This is a genomic window from Streptomyces sp. NPDC006326 (assembly GCF_040612915.1).
Lineage (GTDB): Bacteria > Actinomycetota > Actinomycetes > Streptomycetales > Streptomycetaceae > Streptomyces.
In genome coordinates this window covers 297,100-322,197 of sequence record NZ_JBEXRC010000001.1, presented here as the reverse complement: position 1 = coordinate 322,197, position 25,098 = coordinate 297,100, and the positions used below count along the sequence as shown (strand labels likewise).

The 25,098-nt window shown below is 72.4% G+C and carries 27 protein-coding genes; 6 read left to right on the top strand and 21 right to left on the bottom strand.

From position 1 onward, the window contains the following. Positions 1 to 130 precede the first annotated feature (130 nt). The gene (locus ABZ128_RS01530) at positions 131 to 298 is read right to left on the bottom strand and encodes a DUF3117 domain-containing protein (protein WP_009997451.1); all 168 of its coding nucleotides are present in this window, start codon (positions 296 to 298) and stop codon (positions 131 to 133) included. A 332-nt stretch (positions 299 to 630) separates the two neighbouring features. On the opposite strand from ABZ128_RS01530, the gene ABZ128_RS01525 reads away from it, so the two are divergent. Beyond that, positions 631 to 1,434 (top strand): enoyl-CoA hydratase-related protein, encoded by an 804-nt coding sequence (locus ABZ128_RS01525; protein ID WP_356845424.1) that lies wholly within the window; start codon positions 631 to 633, stop codon positions 1,432 to 1,434. Between the two features lie 43 nt (positions 1,435 to 1,477). On the opposite strand, the gene ABZ128_RS01520 is transcribed toward ABZ128_RS01525, so the two are convergent. Together ABZ128_RS01520 and ABZ128_RS01515 are read right to left on the bottom strand one after the other, a co-directional pair. Beyond that, entirely contained in the window at positions 1,478 to 2,053 is a 576-nt protein-coding gene (locus ABZ128_RS01520; RefSeq protein ID WP_356845423.1) for a DNA-3-methyladenine glycosylase I, read from the bottom strand. Next, positions 2,050 to 2,448 (bottom strand): DivIVA domain-containing protein, encoded by a 399-nt coding sequence (locus ABZ128_RS01515; protein WP_356845422.1) that lies wholly within the window; start codon positions 2,446 to 2,448, stop codon positions 2,050 to 2,052. Before ABZ128_RS01515 ends, ABZ128_RS01520 begins: the two co-directional genes overlap by 4 nt. A 100-nt stretch (positions 2,449 to 2,548) precedes the next feature. Here ABZ128_RS01515 and folP point away from each other — a divergent pair, with 100 nt between their 5' ends. Further along, a complete protein-coding gene (gene folP / locus ABZ128_RS01510) occupies positions 2,549 to 3,409 on the top strand; it encodes a dihydropteroate synthase (RefSeq protein ID WP_356845421.1) in 861 nt (286 codons plus the stop codon). 31 nt (positions 3,410 to 3,440) lie between these two features. On the opposite strand, the gene ABZ128_RS01505 is transcribed toward folP, so the two are convergent. Then, positions 3,441 to 4,268 (bottom strand): TIGR00730 family Rossman fold protein, encoded by an 828-nt coding sequence (locus tag ABZ128_RS01505; protein WP_356845420.1) that lies wholly within the window; start codon positions 4,266 to 4,268, stop codon positions 3,441 to 3,443. 64 nt (positions 4,269 to 4,332) lie between these two features. Further along, complete coding sequence (dapE, locus tag ABZ128_RS01500; RefSeq protein ID WP_356845419.1) at positions 4,333 to 5,412, bottom strand: succinyl-diaminopimelate desuccinylase; 1,080 nt, start codon at positions 5,410 to 5,412, stop codon at positions 4,333 to 4,335. 87 nt (positions 5,413 to 5,499) lie between these two features. Between dapE and ABZ128_RS01495 the strand changes: the two genes are divergently transcribed. After that, the gene (locus ABZ128_RS01495; RefSeq protein ID WP_356845418.1) at positions 5,500 to 6,459 is read left to right on the top strand and encodes a hypothetical protein; all 960 of its coding nucleotides are present in this window, start codon (positions 5,500 to 5,502) and stop codon (positions 6,457 to 6,459) included. Positions 6,460 to 6,695: 236 nt separating this feature from the next. Continuing rightward, positions 6,696 to 7,091 (top strand): ATP-binding protein, encoded by a 396-nt coding sequence (locus ABZ128_RS01490; RefSeq protein WP_356845417.1) that lies wholly within the window; start codon positions 6,696 to 6,698, stop codon positions 7,089 to 7,091. A 73-nt stretch (positions 7,092 to 7,164) separates the two neighbouring features. Here ABZ128_RS01490 and dapC read toward each other — a convergent pair whose 3' ends face one another. Beyond that, positions 7,165 to 8,283 carry a succinyldiaminopimelate transaminase gene (gene dapC, locus ABZ128_RS01485; protein WP_356845416.1) on the bottom strand — a complete coding sequence of 373 codons (1,119 nt, stop codon included), beginning with the start codon at positions 8,281 to 8,283 and terminating at the stop codon, positions 7,165 to 7,167. Between the two features lie 107 nt (positions 8,284 to 8,390). Continuing rightward, entirely contained in the window at positions 8,391 to 8,717 is a 327-nt protein-coding gene (fdxA, locus tag ABZ128_RS01480; protein WP_030291119.1) for a ferredoxin, read from the bottom strand. Positions 8,718 to 8,834: 117 nt separating this feature from the next. On the opposite strand from fdxA, the gene ABZ128_RS01475 reads away from it, so the two are divergent. Together ABZ128_RS01475 and ABZ128_RS01470 are read left to right on the top strand one after the other, a co-directional pair. Continuing rightward, entirely contained in the window at positions 8,835 to 9,815 is a 981-nt protein-coding gene (locus ABZ128_RS01475; RefSeq protein ID WP_356845415.1) for a GNAT family N-acetyltransferase, read from the top strand. Further along, positions 9,812 to 10,606 carry a transglutaminase-like domain-containing protein gene (locus ABZ128_RS01470; protein ID WP_356845414.1) on the top strand — a complete coding sequence of 265 codons (795 nt, stop codon included), beginning with the start codon at positions 9,812 to 9,814 and terminating at the stop codon, positions 10,604 to 10,606. Before ABZ128_RS01475 ends, ABZ128_RS01470 begins: the two co-directional genes overlap by 4 nt. A 5-nt stretch (positions 10,607 to 10,611) precedes the next feature. Here the strand turns inward: ABZ128_RS01470 and ABZ128_RS01465 are convergent, their stop codons facing one another. The 14 genes from ABZ128_RS01465 to ABZ128_RS01400 all read right to left on the bottom strand — a co-directional run bounded on the left by ABZ128_RS01465 (position 10,612) and on the right by ABZ128_RS01400 (position 25,064). After that, positions 10,612 to 11,229 carry a response regulator transcription factor gene (locus ABZ128_RS01465; protein ID WP_356845413.1) on the bottom strand — a complete coding sequence of 206 codons (618 nt, stop codon included), beginning with the start codon at positions 11,227 to 11,229 and terminating at the stop codon, positions 10,612 to 10,614. Then, positions 11,226 to 12,383 carry a sensor histidine kinase gene (locus tag ABZ128_RS01460; protein WP_356845412.1) on the bottom strand — a complete coding sequence of 386 codons (1,158 nt, stop codon included), beginning with the start codon at positions 12,381 to 12,383 and terminating at the stop codon, positions 11,226 to 11,228. The genes ABZ128_RS01465 and ABZ128_RS01460 overlap by 4 nt, the downstream gene beginning before the upstream one ends. A 52-nt stretch (positions 12,384 to 12,435) precedes the next feature. Continuing rightward, a complete protein-coding gene (locus ABZ128_RS01455) occupies positions 12,436 to 13,176 on the bottom strand; it encodes an ABC transporter permease (RefSeq protein ID WP_356845466.1) in 741 nt (246 codons plus the stop codon). A 17-nt stretch (positions 13,177 to 13,193) separates the two neighbouring features. Further along, positions 13,194 to 14,147, bottom strand: coding sequence for an ABC transporter ATP-binding protein (locus ABZ128_RS01450; RefSeq protein ID WP_356845411.1), 954 nt, complete (start codon positions 14,145 to 14,147; stop codon positions 13,194 to 13,196). Between the two features lie 151 nt (positions 14,148 to 14,298). Continuing rightward, complete coding sequence (locus ABZ128_RS01445; RefSeq protein WP_356845410.1) at positions 14,299 to 16,158, bottom strand: peptidoglycan binding domain-containing protein; 1,860 nt, start codon at positions 16,156 to 16,158, stop codon at positions 14,299 to 14,301. Between the two features lie 359 nt (positions 16,159 to 16,517). Next, entirely contained in the window at positions 16,518 to 16,901 is a 384-nt protein-coding gene (locus ABZ128_RS01440) for a DUF6113 family protein (protein ID WP_356845409.1), read from the bottom strand. Then, complete coding sequence (mshB, locus tag ABZ128_RS01435) at positions 16,898 to 17,797, bottom strand: N-acetyl-1-D-myo-inositol-2-amino-2-deoxy-alpha-D-glucopyranoside deacetylase (protein ID WP_356845408.1); 900 nt, start codon at positions 17,795 to 17,797, stop codon at positions 16,898 to 16,900. Before mshB ends, ABZ128_RS01440 begins: the two co-directional genes overlap by 4 nt. 24 nt (positions 17,798 to 17,821) lie before the next feature. After that, complete coding sequence (locus ABZ128_RS01430; protein ID WP_030291103.1) at positions 17,822 to 18,016, bottom strand: hypothetical protein; 195 nt, start codon at positions 18,014 to 18,016, stop codon at positions 17,822 to 17,824. 367 nt (positions 18,017 to 18,383) lie between these two features. Further along, entirely contained in the window at positions 18,384 to 19,466 is a 1,083-nt protein-coding gene (locus tag ABZ128_RS01425) for a dipeptide ABC transporter ATP-binding protein (protein WP_356845407.1), read from the bottom strand. After that, complete coding sequence (locus ABZ128_RS01420; protein ID WP_356845406.1) at positions 19,459 to 20,442, bottom strand: ABC transporter ATP-binding protein; 984 nt, start codon at positions 20,440 to 20,442, stop codon at positions 19,459 to 19,461. Before ABZ128_RS01420 ends, ABZ128_RS01425 begins: the two co-directional genes overlap by 8 nt. Before the next feature lie 14 nt (positions 20,443 to 20,456). Beyond that, entirely contained in the window at positions 20,457 to 21,449 is a 993-nt protein-coding gene (locus ABZ128_RS01415; RefSeq protein ID WP_356845405.1) for an ABC transporter permease, read from the bottom strand. Beyond that, on the bottom strand, positions 21,442 to 22,365 hold the full coding sequence (locus ABZ128_RS01410) for an ABC transporter permease (RefSeq protein WP_356845404.1): 924 nt from the start codon (positions 22,363 to 22,365) through the stop codon (positions 21,442 to 21,444). Before ABZ128_RS01410 ends, ABZ128_RS01415 begins: the two co-directional genes overlap by 8 nt. Before the next feature lie 30 nt (positions 22,366 to 22,395). Next, on the bottom strand, positions 22,396 to 24,024 hold the full coding sequence (locus ABZ128_RS01405) for an ABC transporter substrate-binding protein (protein ID WP_356845403.1): 1,629 nt from the start codon (positions 24,022 to 24,024) through the stop codon (positions 22,396 to 22,398). A gap of 107 nt (positions 24,025 to 24,131) precedes the next feature. Continuing rightward, positions 24,132 to 25,064 (bottom strand): GNAT family N-acetyltransferase, encoded by a 933-nt coding sequence (locus ABZ128_RS01400; protein ID WP_356845402.1) that lies wholly within the window; start codon positions 25,062 to 25,064, stop codon positions 24,132 to 24,134. Positions 25,065 to 25,098 lie beyond the last annotated feature (34 nt).

The window sequence follows — 25,098 nt, the reverse complement described above, 5'->3', positions numbered from 1 at the left end:
GGCCGCGCGAGCGGCGCGCAAGGGAAGGCAACGGGTGAGGAAGAGACAACGCTGCCCCGACCGCGGTGAGCGGATCGGGGCAGCGCAGGGAAAACGGAGAATGCGGATGGTGACCGCAGTGCCGACGGTGTTAGCCGACGACCTTCTTCAGGGCGTCACCCAGGGCTTCCGCCTCGTCCGGGGTCAGCTCGACGACGAGCCGACCGCCGCCCTCGAGCGGTACGCGCATGACGATGCCCCGCCCCTCCTTGGTGACCTCGAGCGGGCCGTCGCCCGTCCGCGGCTTCATGGCCGCCATGCTCGTTCCCCTTCCTGAAACCAGCTCATCGTCAGCCGACGGCCCCATTCAGGCGCCTGGAACCCGGCATCGAACACATTGCTTCTTGGCCATTATCCCGCATGTCAGGACCCGATGACCAACATCGGCAGGGAACGCTTGGGCAACGCGCTCGGCCAAAACCACTCATTTCGGGGACGTGCCTGCGATACTTCGCCGCCGCACCCCGCGTCCGCCCTTCGCTCCGTTTGACGCACATCACATGCCCCGGCCCCGCCGGGTCCGCCATGCTGACCCTTGGACCGGCCGGTACCGGCCGGTAGCCAAGCCCGCGACGAAGGGGGACCCCCGCCATGGCCGACAGCGTGCTCTACGAAGTGACCGACGGACTCGCCACCATCACGATCAACCGTCCCGACGCCATGAACGCCATGAACACCGAGGCCAAGGTCGCGCTGCGCGACGCGGTCCAGGCCGCGGCCGCGGACCCGGCCGTACGGGCCGTTCTGCTCACGGCGGCCGGAAACCGGGCCTTCTGCGTCGGCCAGGACCTCAAGGAGCACGTCGAGAACCTGGCGGCGGACCGTGCGAACGGGTCCACGCTGACCATGAACACGGTCGCCGACCACTACAACCCCATCGTGCGGGCGCTCACCGAGATGCCGAAGCCGGTCGTGGCCGGGGTGAACGGGGTCGCGGCCGGGGCGGGCTTCGGCTTCGCGCTGGCGGCGGACTTCCGCGTCGTCGCCGACACCGCCTCCTTCAACACCTCGTTCGCGGGCGTGGCGCTGACCGCCGACTCGGGGGTCTCGTGGACGCTGCCCCGCCTGATCGGCGCCTCCCGGGCCTCCGACCTGCTGCTGTTCCCCCGCTCGGTGAAGGCGCAGGAGGCGTACGAGCTGGGCATCGTGAACCGGCTCGTCTCCTCGGAGGCGCTGCACGCGGAGGCGGAGGCGGTGGCCCGCACCCTCGCGGCGGGTCCGACGGTCGCCTACGCCGCCCTGAAGGAGTCCCTGGCCTACGGGGCCTCCCGCTCCCTCGCGGAGGCCTTGGCCCACGAGGACACGCTCCAGGCCCGCGCGGGTGCCTCCGAGGACCACGCGATCGCCGTCGAGGCCTTCCTGTCGAAGCAGGCGCCGAAGTACCTGGGCCGCTGACCCCGGCGTCCCTGACCGCGGCGCCGCCCCCGGCCCCCGCCGCTCAGGCGGGGGTACGGGCGGTGCAGTCGGCGAGGTGGTCGTTGACCAGGCCGCAGGCCTGCATCAGGGCGTAGGCGGTGGTCGGGCCGACGAACCGGATGCCGGCCTTCTTGAGCGCCTTGGACAGCGCGGTCGACTCGGGCGTGACGGCCGGGACCTCGGCGATCGACCGGGGAGCCGGGCGCCCCGGTTCGGGGGCGTGCGACCAGATCAGAGTGTCCAGTTCACCGGGCTCCCAACCGGCCAGCACCTTGGCGTTGGCGAGCGTCGCCTCGATCTTGGCCCGGTTTCGGATGATCCCCTCGTCGGCGAGCAGCCGCTCCACGTCGGTCTCGTCGAAGCGGGCGACCGCCGCGATCTCGAAGTCCGCGAAGGCCTTGCGGAAACCTTCCCGCCGCCGAAGGATCGTCAGCCAGGACAGACCCGACTGGAAGGCCTCCAGGCAGAGCCGTTCGTACAGGGCGTCGTCCCCGCGCAGCGGCCGGCCCCACTCCGTGTCGTGGTAGGCGATGTAGTCCGTGGTGGCGAGCGCCCACGGGCAGCGCAGGCCCCCGTCCGGGCCGGCGAGCGCGGTCACTGGTCGCCCCCCGCCTTGTGCAGGTCCACTCCGGGCTCCCCGGCCGCCGCCGCGGGCCCACCCGCCGCACGCCCCGCCGCCGGCCGCTCCGCCGGGGAAGGGGCCGCCGCTGCCCTCGTGAGTTCCGCGATGCGCGCGTCCCGCTCGGCGAGCTCGGCCGCGAGGCGCTCCAGCACCTCGTCGACTTCGGCCATCCGGTAGCCGCGGGGCGCCACCGGCAGCCGCAGGGCGTCGATGTCGGTCCGTACGACGGGACGGTTCTCCGGCAGCCCGTCGGCCACCCGGTCCGGCTCCGCCTCCGGCAGGACGGCCTCGGAACCACCGCCGACCACGGCGAGGGTGACCGCGGCGACGACCACGACCAGCGCGATCAGCAAGAACCAGAACACGATCAACTCTCCCTGGAAGACTGCCGGGGACCTGGGGGACCCACTCCGGTCACCAGGTTAAGGTCGCAGGCGAGGCGCGAGGGCCGCCGGAGGAGGAAAGAACGGAATGCTGCGACTGGGCAGGCGCGAGTTCGGCACCCACGAGCCGGTGATCATGGCCATCGTGAACCGGACGCCGGACTCCTTCTACGACCAGGGCGCGACGTTCCGCGACGAGCCCGCCCTGGAGCGGGTCGAGCAGGCCGTTGCCGAAGGCGCCGCGATCATCGACATCGGCGGGGTCAAGGCGGGCCCGGGCGAGCACGTGGACGCGGCCGAGGAGGCGCGGCGCACGGTGGGCTTCGTGGCGGAGGTACGGCGCCGCCACCCCGACGTGGTGATCAGCGTGGACACCTGGCGGCACGAGGTCGGCGAGGCCGTCTGCGAGGCCGGGGCGGATCTCCTCAACGACGCCTGGGGCGGGGTGGACCCGAAACTGGCGGAGGTGGCCGCGCGCCACGGGGCCGGGCTGGTGTGCACGCACGCCGGCGGGGCCCTGCCGCGCACCCGCCCGCACCGGACGGCGTACGAGGATGTGATGGCGGACATCCTGCGGGTCACCGTCGGGCTGGCCGAGCGGGCGGCGGCGCTGGGGGTCCCCCGGGAGTCGATCATGATCGACCCGGGGCACGACTTCGGGAAGAACACCCGCCATTCCCTGGAGGCGACCCGCCGCCTGGCCGAGATGGCCGGGACGGGCTGGCCGGTGCTGGTGTCCCTGTCCAACAAGGACTTCGTGGGCGAGACCCTGGACCGGCCCGTCAAGGAACGCCTGCTGGGCACCCTGGCCACGACGGCCGTCTCGGCCTGGCTCGGCGCGCAGGTCTACCGCGTCCACGAGGTCGCCGAGACGAAGCAGGTCCTCGACATGGTGGCGTCCATCCAGGGCCACCGGCCCCCGGCGGTCGCCCGCCGGGGGCTGGCCTGACGCGTCCGCCGGGGCCGGCCGGCGACGGGAATCAGTCGCCGGCTTCCCGGGCCGCCTCCTCGGTGGCGGCCAGGGCGGCGCGTTCGCCGGTGCCCTCGCCGACCTCCTTGCTGACCAGCGTCACCGCCTCCTCCACGTCGTCCGTGACGTGGAAGAGCATCAGGTCGTACTCGGACGCCTTGCCCTGGGCGATCACGGTGTTCCTCAGCCAGTCGACCAGCCCGCCCCAGTACTCGGTGCCGAACAGCACGATCGGGAAGCGGGTGATCTTCCGGGTCTGGACCAGCGTCAGGGCCTCGAACAGCTCGTCCAGCGTGCCGAGTCCGCCCGGCAGGACGACGAAGCCCTGGCTGTACTTCACGAACATCGTCTTGCGGACGAAGAAGTACCGGAAGTTCAGCCCGAGGTCCACGTGCGGGTTGAGCCCCTGCTCGAAGGGCAGCTCGATCCCGAGTCCGACCGAGATCCCGTTCGCCTCCCGGGCCCCCTTGTTGGCGGCCTCCATCGCACCCGGGCCGCCGCCCGTGATCACCGCGAAGCCGGCCTCGACGAGGGCGCTGCCGATGCGCTCCCCGGCCTCGTACTCCGGCGTGCCCGCCGGGGTGCGGGCCGAGCCGAACACACTGATCGCCGGCGGCAGCTCCGCCAGCGTGCCGAAGCCCTCGATGAACTCCGACTGGATCCGCAGGACCCGCCAGGGATCGGTGTGCACCCACTCGGAGGGCCCGGCCGAGTCCAGCAGCCGCTGGTCCGTCGTACTGCCCGCCTGCACCTGGCCCCGCCGGCGCAGCACCGGCCCGAGCTGCTGCTCCTCGGGCCGGCGACGAGCGAACCCGTCGGAATTGCGGTGGTTGCCCATGATGTGCTCCCTCCTGCTGATCGTTGGATCAGGGTAGGCGCACGAAGGTGACCGGGAGCGGAATTCAGGAGGTCAGCCAGGCGCGGAGTCGTTCCTCGCAGTGCAGGATCGCCTTGGTCTCGACCCGCTCGTCCACCTTGTGCGCCAGCAGGGCGTCGCCCGGGCCGTAGTTGACCGCCGGGATGCCGAGCGCGCTGAAGCGGGACACGTCGGTCCAGCCGAACTTGGGCATGGCCCGGCCGCCGACCGACTCCATGAAGGCCGCCGCCGCCGGGTGGGAGAGCCCGGGAAGGGCCCCGCCGGAGGAGTCGTCGACGACGAACTCGGCGACACCGCAGTCCGCGAAGACCTCGCGGACGTGGGCGATGGCCTCGGCCTCGGAGCGGTCGGGGGCGTAGCGGAAGTTCACCGTCACCGTGCACGCGTCGGGGATGACGTTGTTGGCGACGCCGCCCTCGATGCGGACCGCGTTGAGGCCCTCGTGGTACTCCAGGCCGTCGATGACGGGCTTGCGCGGCTCGTACGCCGCCAGCCTGGCCAGGATGGGGCTCGCCGCGTGGATCGCGTTGGAGCCCATCCAGCTGCGGGCGGAGTGGGCGCGCTCGCCGGCCGTGCGGAGCAGGACCCGCAGCGTGCCCTGGCAGCCGCCCTCGACCTCGCCGTTGGACGGCTCCAGCAGCACCGCGAAGTCGCCGGTGAGCCAGTCGGGGTGGGCGGCGGCGACCTTGCCGAGACCGTTGAGGTCGGCGGCGACCTCCTCCTGGTCGTAGAAGACGAAGGTGAGGTCGCGGTTCGGCTCGGGCACGGTCGCGGCGATGCGCAGCTGTACGGCCACGCCGGACTTCATGTCGGTGGTGCCGCAGCCCCACAGGACGTCGTTCTCGTCGAGGCGGGACGGGACGTTGTCGGCGATCGGCACGGTGTCGAGGTGCCCGGCCAGGACGACGCGCTCGGCGCGGCCGAGCTGCGTACGGGCCACGACGTTGTTGCCGTGGCGGTCCACCGTGAGGTGGGGGAGGGCGCGCAGCGCCTGCTCCACCAGGTCGGCGAGGACCTTCTCGTCGCCGCTCACGGACGGAATGTCGACGAGCCGGGCGGTCAGCTCGGCGGCGTCCAGGGTGAGGTCCAGCTCGGATACGGACATGCCTCTGACCCTAACGCCCCGGGCTGCGCCGAACCTCCCCACGTCCGGACGGTGGACGCGTCACCCGGCTCAAGTACGGTGGGCGGCGTGTCCCAGAGCGATCTTCCCCGCCCCCGGCCCCGCCGCCGCCGGCCCCTGCGCACGGCGGCCGGCCTGCTGGTCCTGTTCGCCCTGATCGGCTACTTCGCCGTGCAGTACGACTCGACGGTCGGCGGGGGCGGCGCCCCGCACTGCACGGCGCGGGTGGGGCCGCGGGACTCCTACGACATGTCCCCGGAGCAGGCGGCGAACGCGGCGACGATAGCGGCCGTCGGGGTGGCCAAGGGGCTGCCGGACCGGGCCGTGACCATCGCGCTGGCGACGGCCATGCAGGAGTCGGCGCTGCGCAACCTCGACCACGGCGACCGGGATTCGCTCGGCCTGTTCCAGCAGCGGCCCTCGCAGGGCTGGGGCACCCCGCAGCAGATCATGGACCCGGTGTACTCGGCCGGGATCTTCTACGAGCGGCTGGTCGAGGTGAAGGGCTGGGCGCGGCTCCCGCTGACCGAGGCCGCGCAGCAGGTGCAGCTCAGCGGCTTCCCCCAGGCGTACGCGAAGCACGAGCCGGACGCGGCCGTGGTGACGGGCGCCCTCGCGGGCGACGGCGAACTGTCCTGCGGCGGCCCCGCGCCCACGGGGCCCGGCGATCCGGAGAAGGTGCGGGCGGAGCTGAACCGGATCTTCGGCAAGGACGGGCTGCACACGGCGCCCAAGGAGCCCACCGCCGGGGCGGCGGCCGGCCGGCCCGTCAAGGAGGCCGAGGTCACCCTGGTGGAGAAGCGGGACGGCGGCGAGCGGGCGGCCCGCGGCAGCCGGGCGATGGCGGGCTGGGCCGTGGCCAACGCGCGGGGGATGAACATCGCCCGGGTGTCGTACGCCTGGCGGGGGTGGATAGCCGGCGAGGCGAAGGGCCAGTGGCAGCAGAAGGGCGGCCGCGGCGCGAAGTCCGGCGACGGGGACCCGCACAACGCGGAGTACGACGAGGTGCGGATCTTCGTGGCCCGCTGACCCGATCGCCCACCCGTGCGAGGCGTCGCCCGTGCGGGGGTGGTCCGACGGGCGGGCCGATCGGCTCCGGAAAGCACCAAACCCCTGGTGGGAGCGGGTGGAGGCGCAATCAATGGGCTTGTCGCGGAAGCCGATTAAACGATGCGTTACCGATCCTTTACCCGTGGCCTGCGCAACTCATCCCCGCCCCCCGGCGGTTGTACCGGCGTACTCAGCCGCTACCGCTTAGGAGCAACATGTCCCTCCCCCTGACCCGCCGGATCGCCCGTACCGCGCTGCTCCTCGCAGCCGGGGCCGCTCCCGTGGTCGGTGCGGCCGGCGCGGCCAGCGCCGCGGGCCTGGAGTCCGTGCCGCAGCTGGGCGCCCTCACCAGCCCGGACACCGCACAGGCCACGGGCGCCGCGAGCGAGGCCGTCGGCACCGGTGAGGCCGCCGCCGCGACGGCCACGGACACCGCCGCCAAGACCCTGCCGGGCGCCCCCGGCGAGGTCGCCGACACCGCGGGCTCCCTGCTCGGCGGACTGCCGGCGAAGGGGCTGCCGACCGACGCGGTGGCGACCGACACCGTGACCGGTGCCGTTCCCACCCAGGGCCTGCCGCTGCCCGGCGGCCTGCCGGTCCTCGGCGGCTGATCCGCCCGCCCCGCACGACGGCCGAGGGGGCCGGGAGCAGCTGCTCCCGGCCCCCTCGGGCTGTCCGCTCCGCTCAGGAGAGGCGCTTGACCGCCGCCTCGACCCGTTCGTCGGTCGCCGTGAAGGCGACCCGTACGAAGCGCGCGCCCGCCTCTCCGTAGAAGTCGCCCGGAGCGACCAGGATGCCCAGTTCGGCGAGGTGGGCGACCGTGTCCCAGCAGGGCTCGTCCCGGGTGACCCACAGGTAGAGGCTGGCCTCGCTGTGCTCGATCCGGAAGCCGTGGGCCTCCAGGGCCGCCCGCAGCGCCTCGCGCCGGGCGGCGTAGCGCCCGCGCTGCTCCTCGACGTGCACGTCGTCGCCGAGCGCCGCGACCGTGGCCGCCTGCACGGGGGCCGGGGTCATCATGCCGCCGTGCTTGCGGATCTCCAGCAGCTCGCCGAGCACGTCCGCGTCGCCCGCGATGAACGCGGCCCGGTAGCCGGCCAGGTTGGAGCGCTTGGAAAGGGAGTGGACGGCCACGATGCCCTCGTAGGAGCCGCCGCACACGTCGTCGTGGAGGACGGAGACGGGCTCGGCCTCCCAGCCCAGCTCCAGGTAGCACTCGTCGCTGAAGAGCAGGATGCCGTGCTCGCGCGCCCAGGCGACGATCCGGACCAGCTCCTCCTTCGGGATGACCTTCCCGGTGGGGTTGGAGGGGGAGTTGAGCCACAGCAGCTTCACGCCGGCCGGGTCCAGCTCCGTCCCCGCGGGGTCACTCGCAAATGTCTCGGTGTCGTAGACGACGGCCTCGGCACCGCACAGCCGCGCGCCGACCTCGTAGGTGGGGTAGGCGAGCCGCGGGTAGGCGACCTTGTCGCCGGCGCCCAGGCCCAGCTGGGTCGGCAGCCAGGCCACCAGTTCCTTCGAGCCGACGACCGGCAGGACGTTGCGGTGTCCGGCGGCGCTCGCGCCGAGGCGGCCGCGCAGCCAGCCGGTGATGGCGTCGCGCAGGGCGGGCGTGCCCCACACCGTGGGGTAGCCCGGCGAGTCGGCGGCCGCGACCAGGGCCTCCTGGACCAGCTGCGGTACCGGGTCGACGGGCGTGCCGACCGACAGGTCGACGATGCCGTCGGGGTGGGCCGCCGCCGTCGCCTTGTACGGCTGCAGCTTGTCCCAGGGGAACGCGGGAAGACGTGCGGATACGGCGGCCACGGTGCTCTCTGCTCTCTGCTCGTACGGGGACTGCGGAAACGGCTCGGTCCCGCCCGGCACAAGGCCGTACGGGACCGAGGCACACCTTCCGCCGGGGGCGGTGACCGTCAGTGGCCCTCGCCCATGGGCGGCAGTGCGGCGATGAAGGGGTGATCGCGCTCGATCAGGCCCAGCTTGGAAGCACCGCCGGGCGAACCGAGCTCGTCGAAGAACTCGACGTTCGCCTTGTAGTAGTCCTTCCACTCCTCCGGAGTGTCGTCCTCGTAGAAGATGGCCTCGACCGGGCAGACCGGCTCACAGGCACCACAGTCGACGCATTCGTCCGGGTGGATGTACAAGGACCGCTGGCCCTCGTAGATGCAGTCGACGGGGCACTCTTCGATGCATGCCTTGTCCTTGACGTCGACACAAGGCTCCGCGATGACGTAGGTCACGCTCTCGTTCCTCCTCGGTAGGGCTTTCCATATCGCGCGGGAGCGCGGCGTCGTCGATGCCCACGCCTAGTATCTCCGTTCCCGGGCACGATCCGAACAGGAGGGGCGGACAGAGCTGTGGAATTCACTGCCGGTGGACTGCTGGAGATCCGTATTACCCGCGCTGACGTGGGTAAACGAGTATCCGTACGACGGGTGGAGAACGGGACGAGCGGGTCGCCGGCGTTCACCGACACGGTAGGGGTTCTCACATCCTGGGACCAGGGTGTGCTGACGATCACACGAAAGAACGGCGAATCCGTCCGCATCCCGGAATCCTCCCTGGTCGCGGGGAAGGTCGTGCCGCCCGCACCGGCCCGGCGGCGCGGTCCCGCCGCCTCCTTCGAGGAGCTGGCGCGGGCGGGGGCGCGGGCCTGGCAGCCGCTGGAGAGCGAACCCCTGGGCGACTGGATCCTGCGGGCCTCGGGCGGATTCACCCGCCGGGCCAACTCCGTCCTGCCCCTCGGCGACCCCGGGATGCCGCTCGACGAAGCACTCGCGCGAGTGACGTCCTGGTACGCGGAACGGGGCCTGCCGGCGTACGTGCAGGCCGCCACCGGGGCGGCCGGCACCCAGGAGGTGCTCTGCGCCGAGCTGGAGCGCCGGGGCTGGGTGAACGAGGTGTCGGCGGAGGTCCGGATCGCCGCCCTGGCCCCGGTCGCGGACGTGGACGCGGACGTGGCCCCGGTTCGGCTGACCCGCGCCCCCGACGAGGAGTGGCTCGCCCGCTACGGCCGGGTCGAGGATCCGGCGGCGGCGCGGAAGGTGCTGGCGGCCGGGGACTCGGTGTGGTTCGCGCAGGTCCCCGGGCGGGCGATCGGACGGCTGGCGGTGGACGGCCGGTGGGCCGGCTTCGCGGCGGTCGAGGTCGACCCCGCGCACCGGCGCGAGGGCCTGGCGACGGCGGTGATGGCGGCGCTGGCGCGGCAGGCGCTGCAGGAGGGCGCCTCGGCGGCGTGGCTCCAGGTGGAGGCGGACAACGCGGGGGCGCTGGCGCTGTACGAGCCGCTGGGCTTCGCCGTGCACCACGCGTACCACCACTACCGGGCGGCGCCGTGACCTCGGCGTGGCGTGAGGAATTCGCCCGGGAGGCCCGCTCGGAACGGCCCGACCTGGCCCAGCTGTGCCTGCTGCTGGCCGCCGAGGCGGACCCGGACCTGGACGAACGGGCCATGGACCGGGCCCAGATCGAGCTGGACCGGCTGGCGGGGATGCTGCCGTACGGGCTGCGCGGCGGGAAGGCCTGGGCCTCGGCGGTGGCGGAACTGCTCGGCGGGCGGCTCGGGTTCCACGGCACCCCCGCGGACTACGACCGGCTCTCCTCCTCGCTGCTGCACGAGGTGCTGCGGCGGCGGCGCGGGCTGCCGATCCTGCTGTCGGTGGTGTGGATGGAGGTGGCCCGGCGGGCCGGGGCGCCGGTGTACGGGCTGGGGCTGCCGGGGCACTTCGTGGTGGGCTTCGGTGACCCGGAGGAGGGAGTCGTGGCGGACCCCTTCGCGGGCGGCGCGTCCCTCGGGGCGGGCCCGGCGGAGCTGGCGGCCGGGGCGCCGCGGGAGCCGGCCCGTACGTTGGACATCGTGCAGCGGATCCTGAACAACATCCGGGCGTGGGCCGCGACCCGGCCCGAGCAGTCCGCCGTCGCACTGTGGGCGGTGGACCTGTCCCTGCTGCTGCCGTCGCACGCCGCCTCGCTGCGCTACGAGCGGGCGCGGTTGCTGGTGGAGCGCGGGGAGTTCCTCGCCGGGGCCTCGGAGCTGGACGCGTACGCGAAGGTGGTGGAGGCGGTGGACGCGGACGCCGCGCTCCGCATCCACCGCGAGGCCGCCTCGGCCCGCGCCCTCCTGAACTGACCCGCCTAGAGCCAGCCCTTTTCCCGGGCCACGCGGGCGGCCTCCGCCCGGTTGCGGGAGGCCATTTTCTGGATCGCGGTCGAGAGGTAGTTGCGGACCGTGCCCTGGGACAGGTGCAGGCGCGCCGCGAGTTCGGCGTTGGTCGCGCCGTCCTCCGCCGCCCGCAGGACCTCCCGCTCCCGGTCCGTCAGCGGGTTCGCGCCCTCCGCGAGGGCCGCCGCCGCCAGCGTGGGGTCGATGACCCGCTCGCCCGCGAGGACCTTGCGCACCGCGTCGGCGAGTTGGGCGGCCGGGGCGTCCTTGACCAGGAAGGCCGACGCCCCCGCCTCCATCGCCCCGCGCAGGTACCCGGGGCGCCCGAAGGTGGTCAGGATGACGATCCGCAGGCCGGGGAGCTCGGAGCGCAGGGCCGCCGCCGCCTCTATGCCCGTCATGCCCGGCATCTCGATGTCCAGCAGGGCGACGTTCACGTCGTGGGCGCGGGCCGCCGCCACCACCTCGTCGCCGCGGGCGACCTGGGCCAGGACCTCGATGTCCGGCTCCAGTCCCAGCAGGGCCGCGAGGGCCTCCCGGACCATGGACTGGTCCTCGGCCAGGAGGATCCGGATCGGGCGTTCGCTCATGATCCCGATCCTAGGGGGGCCCGGGCCAGCAGGCGGAAGCCCCGTCGGTCGGCGGGACCGGCCGAGAGGGTGCCGCCGACCGCCTCCAGGCGTTCCGTCAGGCCCGTCAGTCCGTTGCCCGGGGTCGCCTGGCCGCCCGTCCCGTCGTCCGAGACGGTCAGTTCCACCACCGGTCCGTCCAGGGTCTGGCGGGTCTCCAGGGTGACCGTGCAGCGGGTGGCCCCGCTGTGGCGGACCACGTTGGTCACCGCCTCGCGCAGCGACCAGGCCAGGGCCGACTCCGTCTCCTCCGGCAGCTCTTCGGGGACCTCGGACGGCAGGGCCGCGAGGACTCCGGCCGCGGTCAGCGCGGTCCGGGCGCCGGCCAGTTCGCCGGGCAGGGTCGGCCGCCGGTAGCCGCTGACGGCCTCCCGTACGTCCACCAGTGCCTGCCGGCTGACCCGCTCGATGTCCGCCACCTGCCGGGCCGCGGCCTCCGGCCGCTCGGGCAGCATCCGTCCCGCCAGCTCGCTCTTCAGCGTGATCAGGGAGAGCGAGTGGCCGAGCAGGTCGTGCAGGTCCCGGGCCATCCGCAGGCGTTCCTCGTTCGCCGCGAGCTGCGCGACCGTGGCCCGCGCCTGGCGCAGTTCGATCGTGGTCCGGATCATCTGGCCGATGCCGGCCATCGCGAAGCCGCCCATGAGGGCCGGGATCACCAGCCCGGCCAGGTAGGCGGTGCCGTCGGGGACCGCGTACGCCGTGGCCGCCAGCAGGGCGGTCGCCCCGAGGACGGTCCAGCGGGAGTACCTGGCGGGCAGCGCGGCGCCGGAGGAGATGGAGACGTACACGAACAGGACGAGCCATTCGCGGCCCAGCGTCAGCGACAGGAGCATGGCCTGGGCGGAGAGGACCGCCACCGACAGCAGCACCCGCGGCACCGGCATCTGCCGGGCCGCGCGGAAGACCAGGATCAGGTACCAGGTGACGAAGACCGCCATCCCCAGGCCGCCGAGGACCCGGGCCCCGGTGCTGTGGCCGCCGGTCACCAGGTCGTTGACGGGCGCGCTGAGGTAAAAGAGCCAGACGCTGATCCACAGCGCCTTCACGGCCTTCTGGCCGCGCGTCTCCGGCGTGCGCCCTACGGCCAGGCCCCGTGAGGCGTCCGTCATGCCCATCCGTCTTTCCCGTTCCCCCGTGGTCACTGTCACTGCCGTGCGCCCGCGGCCGTCAGGCCTTCAGCGAGTCCTTGCGGTACAGCCAGGCCGCGGCACCGGTGAACACTACGAAATAGACCGCGAGGGTGGCCACGTCCTTCACGTGGGGCGCACCGCCCAGTTCGATGGCCTGGCCGAGGCCCGCGTACGCCCGGGTGGGCAGCCACTCGCAGATGTTCTGCAGCCACTGCGGGAAGTTCGCGGTGGGCATCCACAGGCCGCCGAGGATCGACAGGCCGAAGTAGACCAGCATCGTGACGGGGCGGACGGTGTCCCCGTTCGCCAGGTAGCCGATGGCCACGCCGAGGGCGGCGAAGACCAGGCTGCCGGCCCAGATGGACCCCGTCAGGGCGAGCCACTGCCAGGCGTCGAACCGTACGCCCTTGACGCCCGCGGCGACCGCGAAGACCACGAGGATCGCGGGCAGGGACAGCACCCCGGCGCTGGCCGTCTTCGCGAGGACGTAGCCGCGGCCGGGCAGGGCGGTCAGCCGCAGCTGGCGGACCCAGCCCTTCTCGCGCTCCTTGGCGATGCGCTCGCTGTTGCCCACCAGGACGGCGGTCAGGGCGCCGAAGGAGGCCATGGCGACCATGTAGAAGGCGGGCATGGTCAGTTGGGTGCCCATGACCTTCGTGGTGCCGTCCAGGGTGCCGCCGAGCATCAGGAAGAGGGCGGCCGGGTAGAGGACGGTGAAGAACAGGTACTTCTTGTTGCGCAGGGCGCGCCTGATCTCCAGCGTGATGAGCTTGGTCATTCCGGTGGTCAGCATGGTTACTCGGCCTCCTCGGCCTCGGTGAGGGCGATGAAGGCCTGTTCCAGGCCCAGTCCGGCGACTTCCAGGTTGCGGGGGTAGAGGCCGAGGGCGTAGAGGGCGTGGACCGTCGCGTCGGCGTCGCCGGACTGGAGGCGCACGGTGTCGCCGTGGCGTTCGTAGCCGGTCAGGTGCGGGAGGGCGCGCAGCACGGCCTCGTCCACGTCCTCGCCGGGCAGGTCGAAGGCGATCCGGCGGGCGCCGGCCTTGGCCTTGATCTCGGCGGCGGTGCCGTCGGCGAGCAGCCGGCCCTTGTTGAGGACGAGGACGCGGTCGGCGATCGCGTCGGCCTCCTCCAGGTAGTGGGTGGCGAACAGGACCGTGCGGCCCTGGGCGGCCTGTTCCCGCATGGTGGCCCAGAAGGCCTGGCGGGAGGTCACGTCCATGCCGGTGGTGGGCTCGTCGAGGACGATGAGGTCGTTGTGGCCGGCGGTGGCGAGGGCGAAGCGGACGCGCTGCTCCTGGCCGCCGGAGAGCTTGTTGACGAGCCGGCCCGCGATGTCGGCGATGCCGGCGCGGCTGAGCACCTCCTCGACGGGGTGCGGGCGGGGGTGCAGGGCGCAGCCGAGGGCGACGACCTCGCGTACGGTCACCTCCTCCATCAGGCCGCCGCTCTGCAGCATCGCGCCGACCCGGCCGGTCGCGATGGCCTCGCGCGGGGTGGTGCCGAAGAGCCGGACGGTGCCGGAGTCTGCGGGGCGCAGGCCGAGCAGCAGGTCGAGGGTGGAGGACTTGCCGGCGCCGTTGGGGCCGAGCAGTGCGACGGTCTCGCCCGGGTGGAGCTGGAGGGAGAGGCCGTCGACCGCCCGGACCGCGCCGTAGCTCTTGGTCACGTCGTGGAAGCTCACCACGGGGCCGGCACCGGGTCCGGTGGATCGGGCGGCGGTGGTGACCGCCGGGGTCGTCGTCGTCATGACGGAAGAATCCCCCGCACGGGGGTGCGCGCGGCAGTGTCTGCGGTCGTGACCAGCGGATGACGGATGTCATGCCACGGGTGTGACACCACGGCGAAGCCCCGCCTCCCGACCGGGGGCGGGGCTTCGTCCGCGGGCGTGGCGCCGGGCGTCAGCTCGCGTTGGTGTCGATGGTGGCGGTCCGCTCGGCGGGGGTCTTGCCGCGCAGCGCCTTGCCCAGCGCCCCGGCCACGTCCTGCGGGGTGACCGGGGTCTTCTCGCCGGTGCCGCGCATGATCAGGACGCCGTCGAAGCTGTTGCCGTAGGTCGCCTTGAGCGCCTCCAGGTCGTACTTCTCGACCAGGTGGCCGTCCACGGCCTGCATGCTGAGGATCTTGGGCAGGGACTTGGCGCCGAAGGCGAGGGACTTGTTGCCCGCCTTGACGGTGGCGATGCCGGACATCGCGGGCTCGGCGAACTCCTTCATCGCCCGGTCCAGTTCGGCCTGGTTGACCGCCGGCTCCTTGGTGGTGGTGGGGAGTTCGACGGGGTCCGCCTTGCCGGTGGCGACCATGGTGCGGAAGGCTTTGGTGACCAGGTCGGCCGAGGCGTCCGCGTCGAGGGTCGTGCCGGCCTTGCCGGGGACGGCGACGGGCTTGCCGGTGTCGAACTTGATGGTGGCCTCGGTGGCGGTGCCCGCGGTGCCCGCCAGCTCCTGGAGGGCGACTTGGAGCTTCTCCTCGTCGACCGGCATCACGGGCTCGGCGACGCGTTCCTGGCCGAGGAGGGAGCCGATGACGGTGACGGGGTTGTAGTCGCTGCCCGCGGCGTTGCGGACGGTGGTCTGGCTGTCCAGGCTCAGGCCGGCCTTCTCCGGCTTGAGCTCCACCTGCTTGCCGCCGACGGTCAGCTGGAGCGGGGCTGCGGCGCGGTTGCCGAAGGCCGTCTGGAGCTTGGCGACGGCCTCGTCGCGGCTGCCGCTGATGTCGACGCCGAGCACGGTGGTGCCCTTGGGGACGTCGGAGTGGTTCAGGAGCAGCCCGGCCCCGTACGCGACGCCGACGAGGGCGATGAGGCCGCCGCCGATCACGACCAGGCGGGAGCGACCCCGCTTGATCTTGGTCGGCTTCGCGGAGGCGGGCCTCGGAGCAGGGCGGGCGGCGGAGCGCTCGGCACCGGCCGCGCCCGGGCCCGGTGCGGGGACCGGGGTGGGCAGCGGGTCGTCGAGGCCGGGGCCGGGCCAGCGGGGTGCCGCGTCGGCGTGGGGGGCGCCCACGGGGACGCTGCCCAGGGCGGGGCCGCCGGTGGGACCGGCCGGGCCGGCGGGGCCCGCGGGGCCGCCGCCGTACGCGGGGAACGCCTCGGTGGAGGGTCCGCCGTCGGAGTAGGGGGGCTCGGGCCGGGAGCCCGCGGGACCGCCGGGGCGGTAGCCGCCGCCGAGCGGGGCCGGGGGCGGGAAGCCCCCGGCGGGCGTGTCGAAGCCCGGGCCCGCGGGCGCACCCGTACGCGGTCCGGCGGCGCCGGGAGCACCGGGGCCTGCGGGGCCTCCGGGACCCGTGGGGCCGCCGGGGCCTGCGGGGGCGCCGGGGGCGAAGCCCGCGGCGGGGGCGCCCGGGCGCGGACCGGCCGGGCCCGACGGCGGGGCCGGGGTGCGGGTGGGCAGCGGCGCCGGGGCGGACGGGGTCCGCGTCGGCAGCGCGGGCGCGGGGCCCGCCGCGGGGGCGGACGGGGTACGGGTCGGCAGCGCGGGCGCGGGACCGGCGGACGGCGCCGGGCCGGGTGCGGGCGCCGCGGCGGCCGGCTTGCGGGGGGCGAACCAGTTGTTGGTCGCCTCCTCCGGCTCGGCCGGTGCGGGCTCCGCCGCGGCCGGCGCGGTGTCGGGCTCGGCCTCCGGCTCGGCGGCGGCCACCGGCTTGCGTACGACCACCGGCGGGATCGGCCGCGAACCCGGGATGTTGATCCGGATCCGGGTCGTCAGGGTGGTCTCGGTCTTCGGTCCGTCGGTGTCGGGCGTGGACGGGTTCGAGGTCACAGAGTTCTCCTCCGAGGCAGTCGCCGCGGCCCGCCGGGGAACCACAGCCGTGGACGGGTTCTGGCCGGTTCCATACGGCGGCGTACCCGAGGGGTGGGCGGCTCCACCGCGCCCCTGGGGCCCGGAGGACGAACTGTCGGTTTCACGACTCAAGGCAGGTTCTCCCGGTTGGCTCCGCCGCCCGTCATACCGTGCGCGGGCAGCTCGGCGGCCCGACCACCATACTGGCCGTCGCCCGCACGCAACTGACCTAGGGGAATCCGAGGTTCCTCTTGGGCCCCTCCACGCCCCCTCCGCAGGTCCTCCGAGCCCGTGCCCAACCTCCGGGAACGCACGCGCCGACCGAGTTCAACGGCACGTCACTTATGGGACCGCGCGGCCGGAACCGGCCGGTCGGACGGGCTCCGGAGCGTGGCGCAGATCACAGCCAGCACGGCGCCCCCCAAAAGGTAGGCGTACGTACCGATTCCGGACGAACCGAGCAGGAAGTCCCCCTCGGGGCGCGGTACGCCGAGCACCACGTAGGCGAGGAACCAGCCGAGGGCTCCCGCACCCACGCCGAGCCCGGTCCCGACGGCGATCCGCCCCCCGAGGAACAGCCCGGACACGGCGAGCAGGGCGAGCAGCAGCCCGCCCGGGAACCACAGGTCCACGACGAGCCAGCCGGCCCCGCCGGTCAGCAGCCCCGCGGCCAACAGCCCGAGCAGGACGGCGATCCGGCCGGGGGTCAGGGTTCCGGTCACGCCTGCACCCCCGCGAAGAGGTCCTGTTCGCGCTCCCCGGCGGGGGCACCGGCCCGGCCGGCGACCAGCTGGTAGTACTCGCGGGCGAACAGCGGCTGCGCCAGGTCGTTGGAGAGGGCGAAGAAGGGGCCGTCCACGGCGATCTGCGTGGCGTGGGCGCGCATGGCGGCCGCCTTGGCCGCGACGAACGACTCGTCGGCGGCGATCTCCGCGGTGATCAGCTCGTCGTCGACGACGCCCGGCACGTCCTCGGGCGAAGCCAGCCCCGGGAAGGGGGGCTTGTCCCCGGTGGCCGCCCGCAGGCGGGCGAAGCCCTCCTCGACCACGGAGCGCGGAACGCGGTTCCAGTAGGTCTTCTCGATGGCGTGCGCATCGCCGAGGTCGCGGCGGTACGCGGGCTCGGCGGCGAGCTCCGCCGCGCGCATGGCGACGCGGTGGGCCTGGATGTGGTCGGGGTGCCCGTACCCGCCGTCGGGGTCGTAGGTGACCAGCACCTGCGGGCGCAGCTCGCGGATCACCTCGACGAGGTGGGCCGCGGCCTCGTCCACGCCGGCGGACCAGAAGGAGCCGGGGCGGCGGTTCTGCTCGGCCCCCATCATCCCGGAGTCCCGGAAGCGGCCGGGGCCGCCGAGGAACCGGTGGTCGGTGACGCCCAGTTCCGCCATGGCGGCGGCGAGCTCTCCGATGCGGTGGGCGCCGAGGGCGTCGTCGCGGTCGGCCGCCAGGTGCGCCAGCTCCGGCGGGATGACCTCACCCTCCTCGCCGAGGGTGCAGGTCACCAGGGTGACGTGGGCACCCTCGGCCGCGTACTTGGCCATGGTGACGCCGTTGTTGATCGACTCGTCGTCCGGGTGCGCGTGCACCAGGAGCAGCCGACGGGCGGGAAGACCGTTCATGGAGCCAAGACTACGAGCCCCCGCCTACAACTTGAGGCCACTGATCATGCTGGCCACGTTCGTGGTGAGCTGGCTCAGGGTCGGGGCGATGGTCGAACTCGCCAGGTAGAAACCGAGGAGCACACAGACAACGGCGTGTCCCGCCTTCAGGCCCGACCTGCGGACCAGCAGGAAGACGACGATCGCCAGCAGCACCACGGCCGAGATCGAGAGTGCCACGGCGTTTCACCTCCACGTCGAGCGGACATCGGTACGCGTACTCGTACTCAGTGCTCGGCGGAGTCATACCCACCGTGCGCTACGGATCATAACTATCCGTACCAGCGCATCGATCGAATTCCGGCAGCACGGGGGGCGCATGCCGCGCATGCGCAGGGTCACGGGGGAGGCCGGCCGGGGACCGTGTACGCCTCCCCGGCCGGCTGTCGGCACCCGCACGGCCGCACGGCATCAGGCTGCCCGCCGTAGATCTCGGGGCAGAAACGGTCAAGTTGCCTGCACGTAAACCGTGTTGCCGCCGACGGCAGGCTGCCGGATCGCGCCACGCGGCGTATTCACGCGGGTGGCGAGAAATGAGCGGTCCCCGTTACTCCTCCGTCAGGTCTGCCGGCGCGGCGGGCGGCGGCGAGGGCGGCGGCGCCAGTTCGCCCGCCGGCGGCACGACCTGTTTCTCCGCGGCGAAGTGGCATGCCGAGGGATGGGCAGCCGGACCGGAGGGGAAGGTCTCCGGCACCACGAGGAGCGGGACTTCCTCGGCGCAGCGGCGCTGGGCCTTCCAGCAGCGGGTGCGGAAGGGGCAGCCCGACGGCGGGTCGGCCGGTGAGGGGACGTCGCCGCTGAGGATGATCCGCTCCCGGTGGGCGCGGGCCTCCGGGTCGGGCACCGGGACGGCGGAGAGCAGGGCCTGGGTGTAGGGGTGGGTGGGGTGGTCGTAGATCTGGGTGTCGGTGCCCATCTCCACCACCCGGCCGAGGTACATGACGCCGACCCGGTCGGAGATGTGCCGGACGATCGAGAGGTCGTGGGCGATGAAGACGTACGAGAGGTCGAACTCCGCCTGGAGGCGTTCCAGCAGGTTGATGACCTGCGCCTGCACCGACACGTCGAGCGCGGAGACCGGCTCGTCCGCGACGATGACCTCCGGCCGGAGGGCCAGGCCGCGGGCGATGCCGATGCGCTGGCGCTGGCCGCCGGAGAACTGGTGCGGATAGCGGTTGATGTACTCGGGGTTGAGGCCGACCACGTCCAGGAGCTCCTGGACCTTGCGGCGCCGGTCGCCCTTGGGAGCCACCTCGGGGTGGATCTCGTACGGCTCGCCGATGATGTCGCCGACCGTCATGCGCGGGTTCAGCGAGGTGTAGGGGTCCTGGAAGACCATCTGGATGTTGCGGCGCACGGCCTTGAGGGCCTTGCCGGACAGCCGCGTGATGTCCTCGCCCTTGTACGAGATCGCCCCGGCGGTCGGGCGTTCCAGGTTGACCAGCATCCTGGCGACGGTGGACTTACCGCAGCCCGATTCGCCGACGATGCCCAGGGTCTCCCCCTGGGCGAGGCCGAAGGAAACGCCGTCGACCGCCTTGACCGCGCCGACGTGCTTCTTGAACAGGATGCCCCGGGTCAGCGGATAGTGCTTGACCAGGTCGCGGACCTCCAGGATGGTTTCAGCCACGGAGGCACTCCTTCCAGAAGTGGCAGGCGCTCGACCGTGGCACCGCGGACCCGGTCACCTCGTACAGCGGCGGCACGTCGGTGCGGCAGACCGGCTGGGCCATCGGGCAGCGTGGGTTGAAGGCGCAGCCGGGCGGGATGGCGAGGAGGTTCGGGGGCAGGCCCTTGATGGCGTACAGCTCCTGGCCCTTCTGGTCCAGGCGCGGGATGGAGTCCAGCAGGCCCCGCGTGTACGGGTGGGCGGGTGCCTTGTAGATCTCGTGGACCGGTGCGGACTCGACGATCCGGCCGGCGTACATGACGGCGATCTGGTCCGCGACGTCGGCGACGACGCCGAGGTCGTGGGTGATCAGGATCAGCCCCATGTTGAGCTCGCGCCGGAGCTCGGCGAGCAGGTCCATCACCTGGGCCTGGACGGTGACGTCCAGGGCGGTCGTCGGCTCGTCCGCGATGATCAGGGAGGGTTCCAGGGCCAGCGCCATCGCGATCATGATGCGCTGGCGCATGCCGCCGGAGAACTGGTGCGGGTAGTCCCCCACGCGCTGCCTGGCCGCCGGGATCTTCACGCGGTCCATCAGCTCGACGGCCTTCGCCCGGGCGTCCTTGCGGGACATGCCGCGGTGGACCTCGTACATCTCCCCCAGCTGGGCGCCCACACTCAGGACGGGGTTCAGCGAGGACAGGGCGTCCTGGAAGATCATCGCCATCTCGGCCCCGCGGATCCTGCGCCGCTCCTCCTCTTTCATGGTGAGCAGGTTCCTGCCCTTGAACAGGATCTCGCCGCCCGCGATCCTGCCCGGGGGCATGTCGAGGATCCCCATCACGGCCTGTGCGGTCACCGATTTGCCCGAGCCCGACTCGCCGAGCACGGCGAGGGTCTGGCCCTCGTCCACCGAGTAGTTCACGCCGTTGACGGCCTTGGCGACACCGTCGCGCGTCCTGAATTCCACGTGCAGATCGCGCACTTCGAGCAGCATGGCGGCAGGGCTCCTCAGCGCAGTTTGGGGTCGAGGGCGTCGCGCACCGCGTCGCCGAGCATGATGAACGCCAGCACGGTCAGGCTCAGCGCGCCCGCCGGGTAGAGCAGCATGTGCGGGGCGTTGCGGATCTGGGGGGCCGCGTTGGAGATGTCGATGCCCCAGGAGACGGTGGGCGGGCGCAGGCCGACGCCGAGGAAGGAGAGGGTGGCCTCCAGCGCGATGTAGGTGCCGAGCGCGATGGTGGCGACGACGATGACCGGGGCGACGGCGTTGGGTGCGACGTGCCGCAGCAGCATCCGGGCGTTGCCGGCGCCGAGGGCGCGGGCGGCCTGCACGTAGTCGTTCTGTTTGGCGGTGATCACGGAGCCGCGGGCGATACGGGCGACCTGCGGCCAGCCGAGGAGCACGATGAAGCCGATGACGGGCCAGACGGTGGTGCCGGTGACCACGGACAGGAAGACCAGCCCGCCGAGGACGACGGGGATGCCGAAGAAGATGTCCGCGACCCGGGAGAGCACGGAGTCGCCCCAGCCGCCGAAGAAGCCCGCGAGCCCGCCGAGCGCGGAGCCGAGGAGGGCGGCCCCCACGGTGGCGCAGATGCCGACGGTGATGGAGGCGCGGGCGCCGTAGACGGTACGGGTGTAGACGTCGCAGCCCTGGGTGTCGTAGCCGAAGGGGTGGCCGGGGGCGGGGCCCTGCTGGGACTTGGACAGGTCGCACTTCAGCGGGTCGCCGCCGGCGATGAGCTGCGGCCAGATCGCGATGACGACGAGGAAGAGGATCAGCAGCGCCGAGACGACGAAGACGGGGTTGCGGCGCAGCTGGTGCCAGGCGTCGCTCCACAGGGAGCGGACCTTCTCGGCGGGTCCGGGGCCGCCCGCCGGTCCGAGGTTCTTCTCCAGGCTCTCGGCCTCCTCCAGTGCGAGGTCCATGCTTCCCCCCTGCCCCGTCGGGGCGATCGCCTCCCGGTCCCCGGGCTGGAGCGGGTCGTAGGGCTCAGGCATAGCGGATCCTCGGGTCCAGGACCGCGTACAGCAGGTCGACGAGCAGGTTCGCCAGCAGGAAGACGATGACGAGGATGGTCACGAAGCCGACCACCGTGGGCGAGTTGTTGCGCAGGATGCCCTGGTAGAGCTGGTAGCCGACGCCGTGGATGTTGAAGATCCGCTCGGTGATGATGGCGCCGCCCATCAGGGCGCCGATGTCGGTGCCGATGAAGGTGACCACGGGGATGAGCGAGTTGCGCAGCAGGTGGCGGGTGACGACCCGGCGGCGCGGCAGCCCTTTGGCGACGGCGGTGCGGACGTAGTCGGCGCGGACGTTCTCGGCGATGGAGGTGCGCGAGAGCCGGGTGACGTACGCGAGGGAGACGAGCGCGAGGACGACGCCGGGCAGGATCAGCTCGTCGAAGGGGGCGCTCGGGGAGACGGTGGGTCGGACCCAGCCCCATTTGACCCCGAGGACGAACTGCAGCAGATAGCCGGTCACGAAGGCCGGCACGGAGATGACGATCAGGGTGAGCACGAGCAGGGTGGTGTCGATGGCCCTGCCTCGGCGCAGGCCGCTGATCACGCCGAGGGTGATGCCGACGACGACCTCGATGGTGATCGCGACGAGGGTCAGGCGCAGGGTGACGGGGAAGGCCGTGGACATCAGCTCGGTGACCTTCTGGCCGTTGAAGGCCGTCCCGAAGTCGCCCTGGAAGATCTGTCCCATGTAGTGGAGGTACTGCCTCCACAGCGGCTGGTCGAGGTAGAGGTCCTTGCGGATGCGTGCGGCGGTGGCGGGGTCGGGGGCCTTGTCGCCGAAGAGGGCGGCGACGGGGTCGCCGAGCGCGTACACCATGAAGAAGATCAGGAACGTGCTGCCGATGAACACGGGGATCATCTGGAGCAGCCGCCGGATCACGTAACGTCCCATGGACTGCTCCCGGTCCGATCCGTAGGAGGGTCAGCTGACCTTGATCTCGTTGTAGACCGGCACGCTGAACTGGTTGAGGGCCACGTCGGAGAGCCGCTCCGCGTAGCCGGCGCTGCCGTTCTGGTACCAGAGCGGGATGGCCGGCATCTGGGCGGCGAGGATCTTCTCGGCGTCCTGGAACTTGGTGATCGCCTTGGCCCCGTCGCCCTCCTGGTTGGCCTCGTCGACGAGCTTGTCGAAGTCCGGGTCGCTGAACTTCCCGTAGTTGGAGGAGGCCCCGGTGTAGTAGAGCGGCTGCAGGAAGTTCTGGATGAGCGGGTAGTCGGCCTGCCAGCCGGAGCGGAAGGGCCCGGTCAGCTTGTACGAGCTCTGCTGGTTGCGGAAGTCCGCGAAGGTGCCGACCGGGTTGACCGTGCAGACCGGTCCCTGGCCGATGGCGTTGTTGATGCTGTTGCAGACGGCGTCCATCCAGTCGCGGTGCGAGCCGGTGTCCACGTTGGAGGTCAGCGTGACCTTGCCGCCGGGCAGTCCGCCGCCCTCCTGGATGAGCTTCTTGGCCGCCGCGGGGTCGAAGGTGCAGGCGTCGCCGCACAGGGTGGAGTTGAAGCCGCCCTTCTCGCCGAGCGCCGGCGAGGTCCAGTCCTTGGCGGGGGTGCGGGTCTCGCGGAAGATCTGCTTGGTGATCTCGTCGCGGTTGATGGCCATGGAGATGCCGCGGCGGACCTTCTCCATGCCCTCCTTGTTCCACTGCGGGTCGTAGAGGGGGAAGGTGAGGGTCTGGATGATGAGCGCGGGCTGGTTGATGTACCGGTCGCCGAGGTCGTTCTTGACGTTCTTCAGCTGCTGCGCCGGGACGTCGTCGACGAGGTCGAGGTTGCCGGAGATCAGGTCGGTGTAGGCGGTGTTGTTGTCGGTGTAGACCTTGAGGTCCACCCCGCCGTTCCGGGCCTTGTCCTCGCCCGGGTACCCGTCCCACTTGCGCAGCTTCATCCCGGTGCCCTTGGTGTACGAGTCCACCGTGTACGGGCCGTTGCCCACGGGCTTGGCGAGCCAGCCCGCGTGGTCGGTGAAGAAGGCCTTGGGCAGCGGGGAGAAGGCCTGGTAGCCGAGCGTCTCGGGCCAGGTGGAGAACTTCGCCTTCAGGGCGACCGTGAAGGTCTTGGCGTCCTTGACGACCAGCCCGGACATGGTCTTGGACTTGGGTTCGCCGGAGGTGGGGTGCACGTCCGCGTAGCCGACGATGTCGGCGAAGAACGGGGAGTTGTTCTGCTTGTTGCGGACGTCCGCGCCGTAGTTCCAGGCGTCCACGAAGGACTGGGCCGTGACCGGCTCGCCGTTGCTGAACGTCCAGCCGTCCTTCAGGGTGATCGTGAAGTTCTGGCTGTCGGTCGTGTCGATCTTCTCGGCGAGCATGTTGTCGGCCGCGCCGGTCTTGGGGTCGTACCGCTTGAGGCCGCGGAAGAGCATGTCGAGGACCTTGCCGCCCTGCACCTCGTTGGTGTTGGCGGGCTCCAGCGGGTTCTGCGGGTCGCCCCACGAGGAACTGACGATTCCCGCGCCGCCGCCCCCGCCGCTGTCGCTCCCGCCGCCGCAGGCCGTCGCCACGAGGGCGACGGCCACCGCACCTGCGGCCCACTTGGCGTGGGTGGCTCCGCGCATGGAGTGCCTCCTAGGGCTCCCGAGACTCACTTAGGGGCCAATGTCACCCCATGAGAGATCCGGCGCACTCCTGGTTGGACCGATTGCACCCTCGCGTCCCGCCCCTGTCACCCCTGGGAGTGCAAAGGCAGCTCCCAGGTGTCGACCGCGTAGTGCAGGCCCATGCCGTGCGCCTCGTAGAGCGCGAGGGCGCGGCTCTCGTTGAGGGTGTCCACGCCGAGCCCCACGGTGTCGCGGCCGCGGGCGGCGTACGCGGCGAAGCCGTGGCGCAGCAGGTGGCCGCCGATGCCCTGCCCGCGCAGGTCACCCCGTACGCCGATGTGGCTGAGCCAGGCCATGCTGGTGCGGTCGTCGCGGGTGAGCAGGACGGCCACGTCGCCCTGCTCGGGCAGGCTCGCGATCCACACCAGCGACCAGTCGAGGGCGCGTGCGTCCAGGTGGTCGAGCCACTGCTCGTACGGCCGCTCCACATGGCCGAAGTGGGCGGCGAAGGTCTCCTCCACCAGGGCGTGCGCCCGGCGGCGGTCGGCCGGGTCGGCGGCGCAGTCGCGCAGGACGAGTCCGGGCGGCGGGGTGGGCGGAAGGTCCGCGGCCGGGCTGAGGGAACGGGTCATCACCTGGTAGCGGCGCACGGTGCGGTAGCCGCGGCCGGTCAGCAGGGAGAGGTCGAGGGTGGGTTTGACGTTGAGCTGGAGCCGCAGGACGGCCGGCCCGGCTCCGGCGGCCATCTCGCGGGCCCGGGCCTCCATGCGCTCCAGCAGGGTGAGGGCGGCCCGGCGGTGCCCGGGCAGCACGTAGTGGTCGCAGTCGGCCCGGCCCGGCCCGGAGTCGGCCCAGACCAGGGCGTAGCCGACGAGCCGGCCGTCCTCGAAGGCGAGCCAGGAGTCGGTGGCGAGGTCGACGCCGGGATGGTTGAGGTCGGCTTCGACGGTGCCCAGGTCTGTCTCGGGCCTGCCGATCTCGATCAGGTCGACGGCATTGAGCAGGGCGCAGATGTCGGGGGCGTCCCCGGGCCCGGCGGGCCGGACGATGAAGGGCATGGGCCCCACTGTCGGGCCGCCGCCGCCCGGGCCG

Coding starts and splice junctions, on each gene's coding strand:
- ABZ128_RS01530 (WP_009997451.1), bottom strand. CDS start 298: ATGGCGGCCATGAAGCCGCGGACGGGCGACGGCCCGCTCGAGGTCACC.
- ABZ128_RS01525 (WP_356845424.1), top strand. CDS start 631: ATGGCCGACAGCGTGCTCTACGAAGTGACCGACGGACTCGCCACCATC.
- folP (WP_356845421.1), top strand. CDS start 2,549: ATGCTGCGACTGGGCAGGCGCGAGTTCGGCACCCACGAGCCGGTGATC.
- ABZ128_RS01505 (WP_356845420.1), bottom strand. CDS start 4,268: ATGGGCAACCACCGCAATTCCGACGGGTTCGCTCGTCGCCGGCCCGAG.
- dapE (WP_356845419.1), bottom strand. CDS start 5,412: ATGTCCGTATCCGAGCTGGACCTCACCCTGGACGCCGCCGAGCTGACC.
- ABZ128_RS01490 (WP_356845417.1), top strand. CDS start 6,696: ATGTCCCTCCCCCTGACCCGCCGGATCGCCCGTACCGCGCTGCTCCTC.
- ABZ128_RS01465 (WP_356845413.1), bottom strand. CDS start 11,229: ATGAGCGAACGCCCGATCCGGATCCTCCTGGCCGAGGACCAGTCCATG.
- ABZ128_RS01460 (WP_356845412.1), bottom strand. CDS start 12,383: ATGGGCATGACGGACGCCTCACGGGGCCTGGCCGTAGGGCGCACGCCG.
- ABZ128_RS01455 (WP_356845466.1), bottom strand. CDS start 13,176: ATGACCAAGCTCATCACGCTGGAGATCAGGCGCGCCCTGCGCAACAAG.
- ABZ128_RS01450 (WP_356845411.1), bottom strand. CDS start 14,147: ATGACGACGACGACCCCGGCGGTCACCACCGCCGCCCGATCCACCGGA.
- mshB (WP_356845408.1), bottom strand. CDS start 17,797: ATGAACGGTCTTCCCGCCCGTCGGCTGCTCCTGGTGCACGCGCACCCG.
- ABZ128_RS01420 (WP_356845406.1), bottom strand. CDS start 20,442: ATGCTGCTCGAAGTGCGCGATCTGCACGTGGAATTCAGGACGCGCGAC.
- ABZ128_RS01415 (WP_356845405.1), bottom strand. CDS start 21,449: ATGCCTGAGCCCTACGACCCGCTCCAGCCCGGGGACCGGGAGGCGATC.
- ABZ128_RS01410 (WP_356845404.1), bottom strand. CDS start 22,365: ATGGGACGTTACGTGATCCGGCGGCTGCTCCAGATGATCCCCGTGTTC.
- ABZ128_RS01405 (WP_356845403.1), bottom strand. CDS start 24,024: ATGCGCGGAGCCACCCACGCCAAGTGGGCCGCAGGTGCGGTGGCCGTC.
- ABZ128_RS01400 (WP_356845402.1), bottom strand. CDS start 25,064: ATGCCCTTCATCGTCCGGCCCGCCGGGCCCGGGGACGCCCCCGACATC.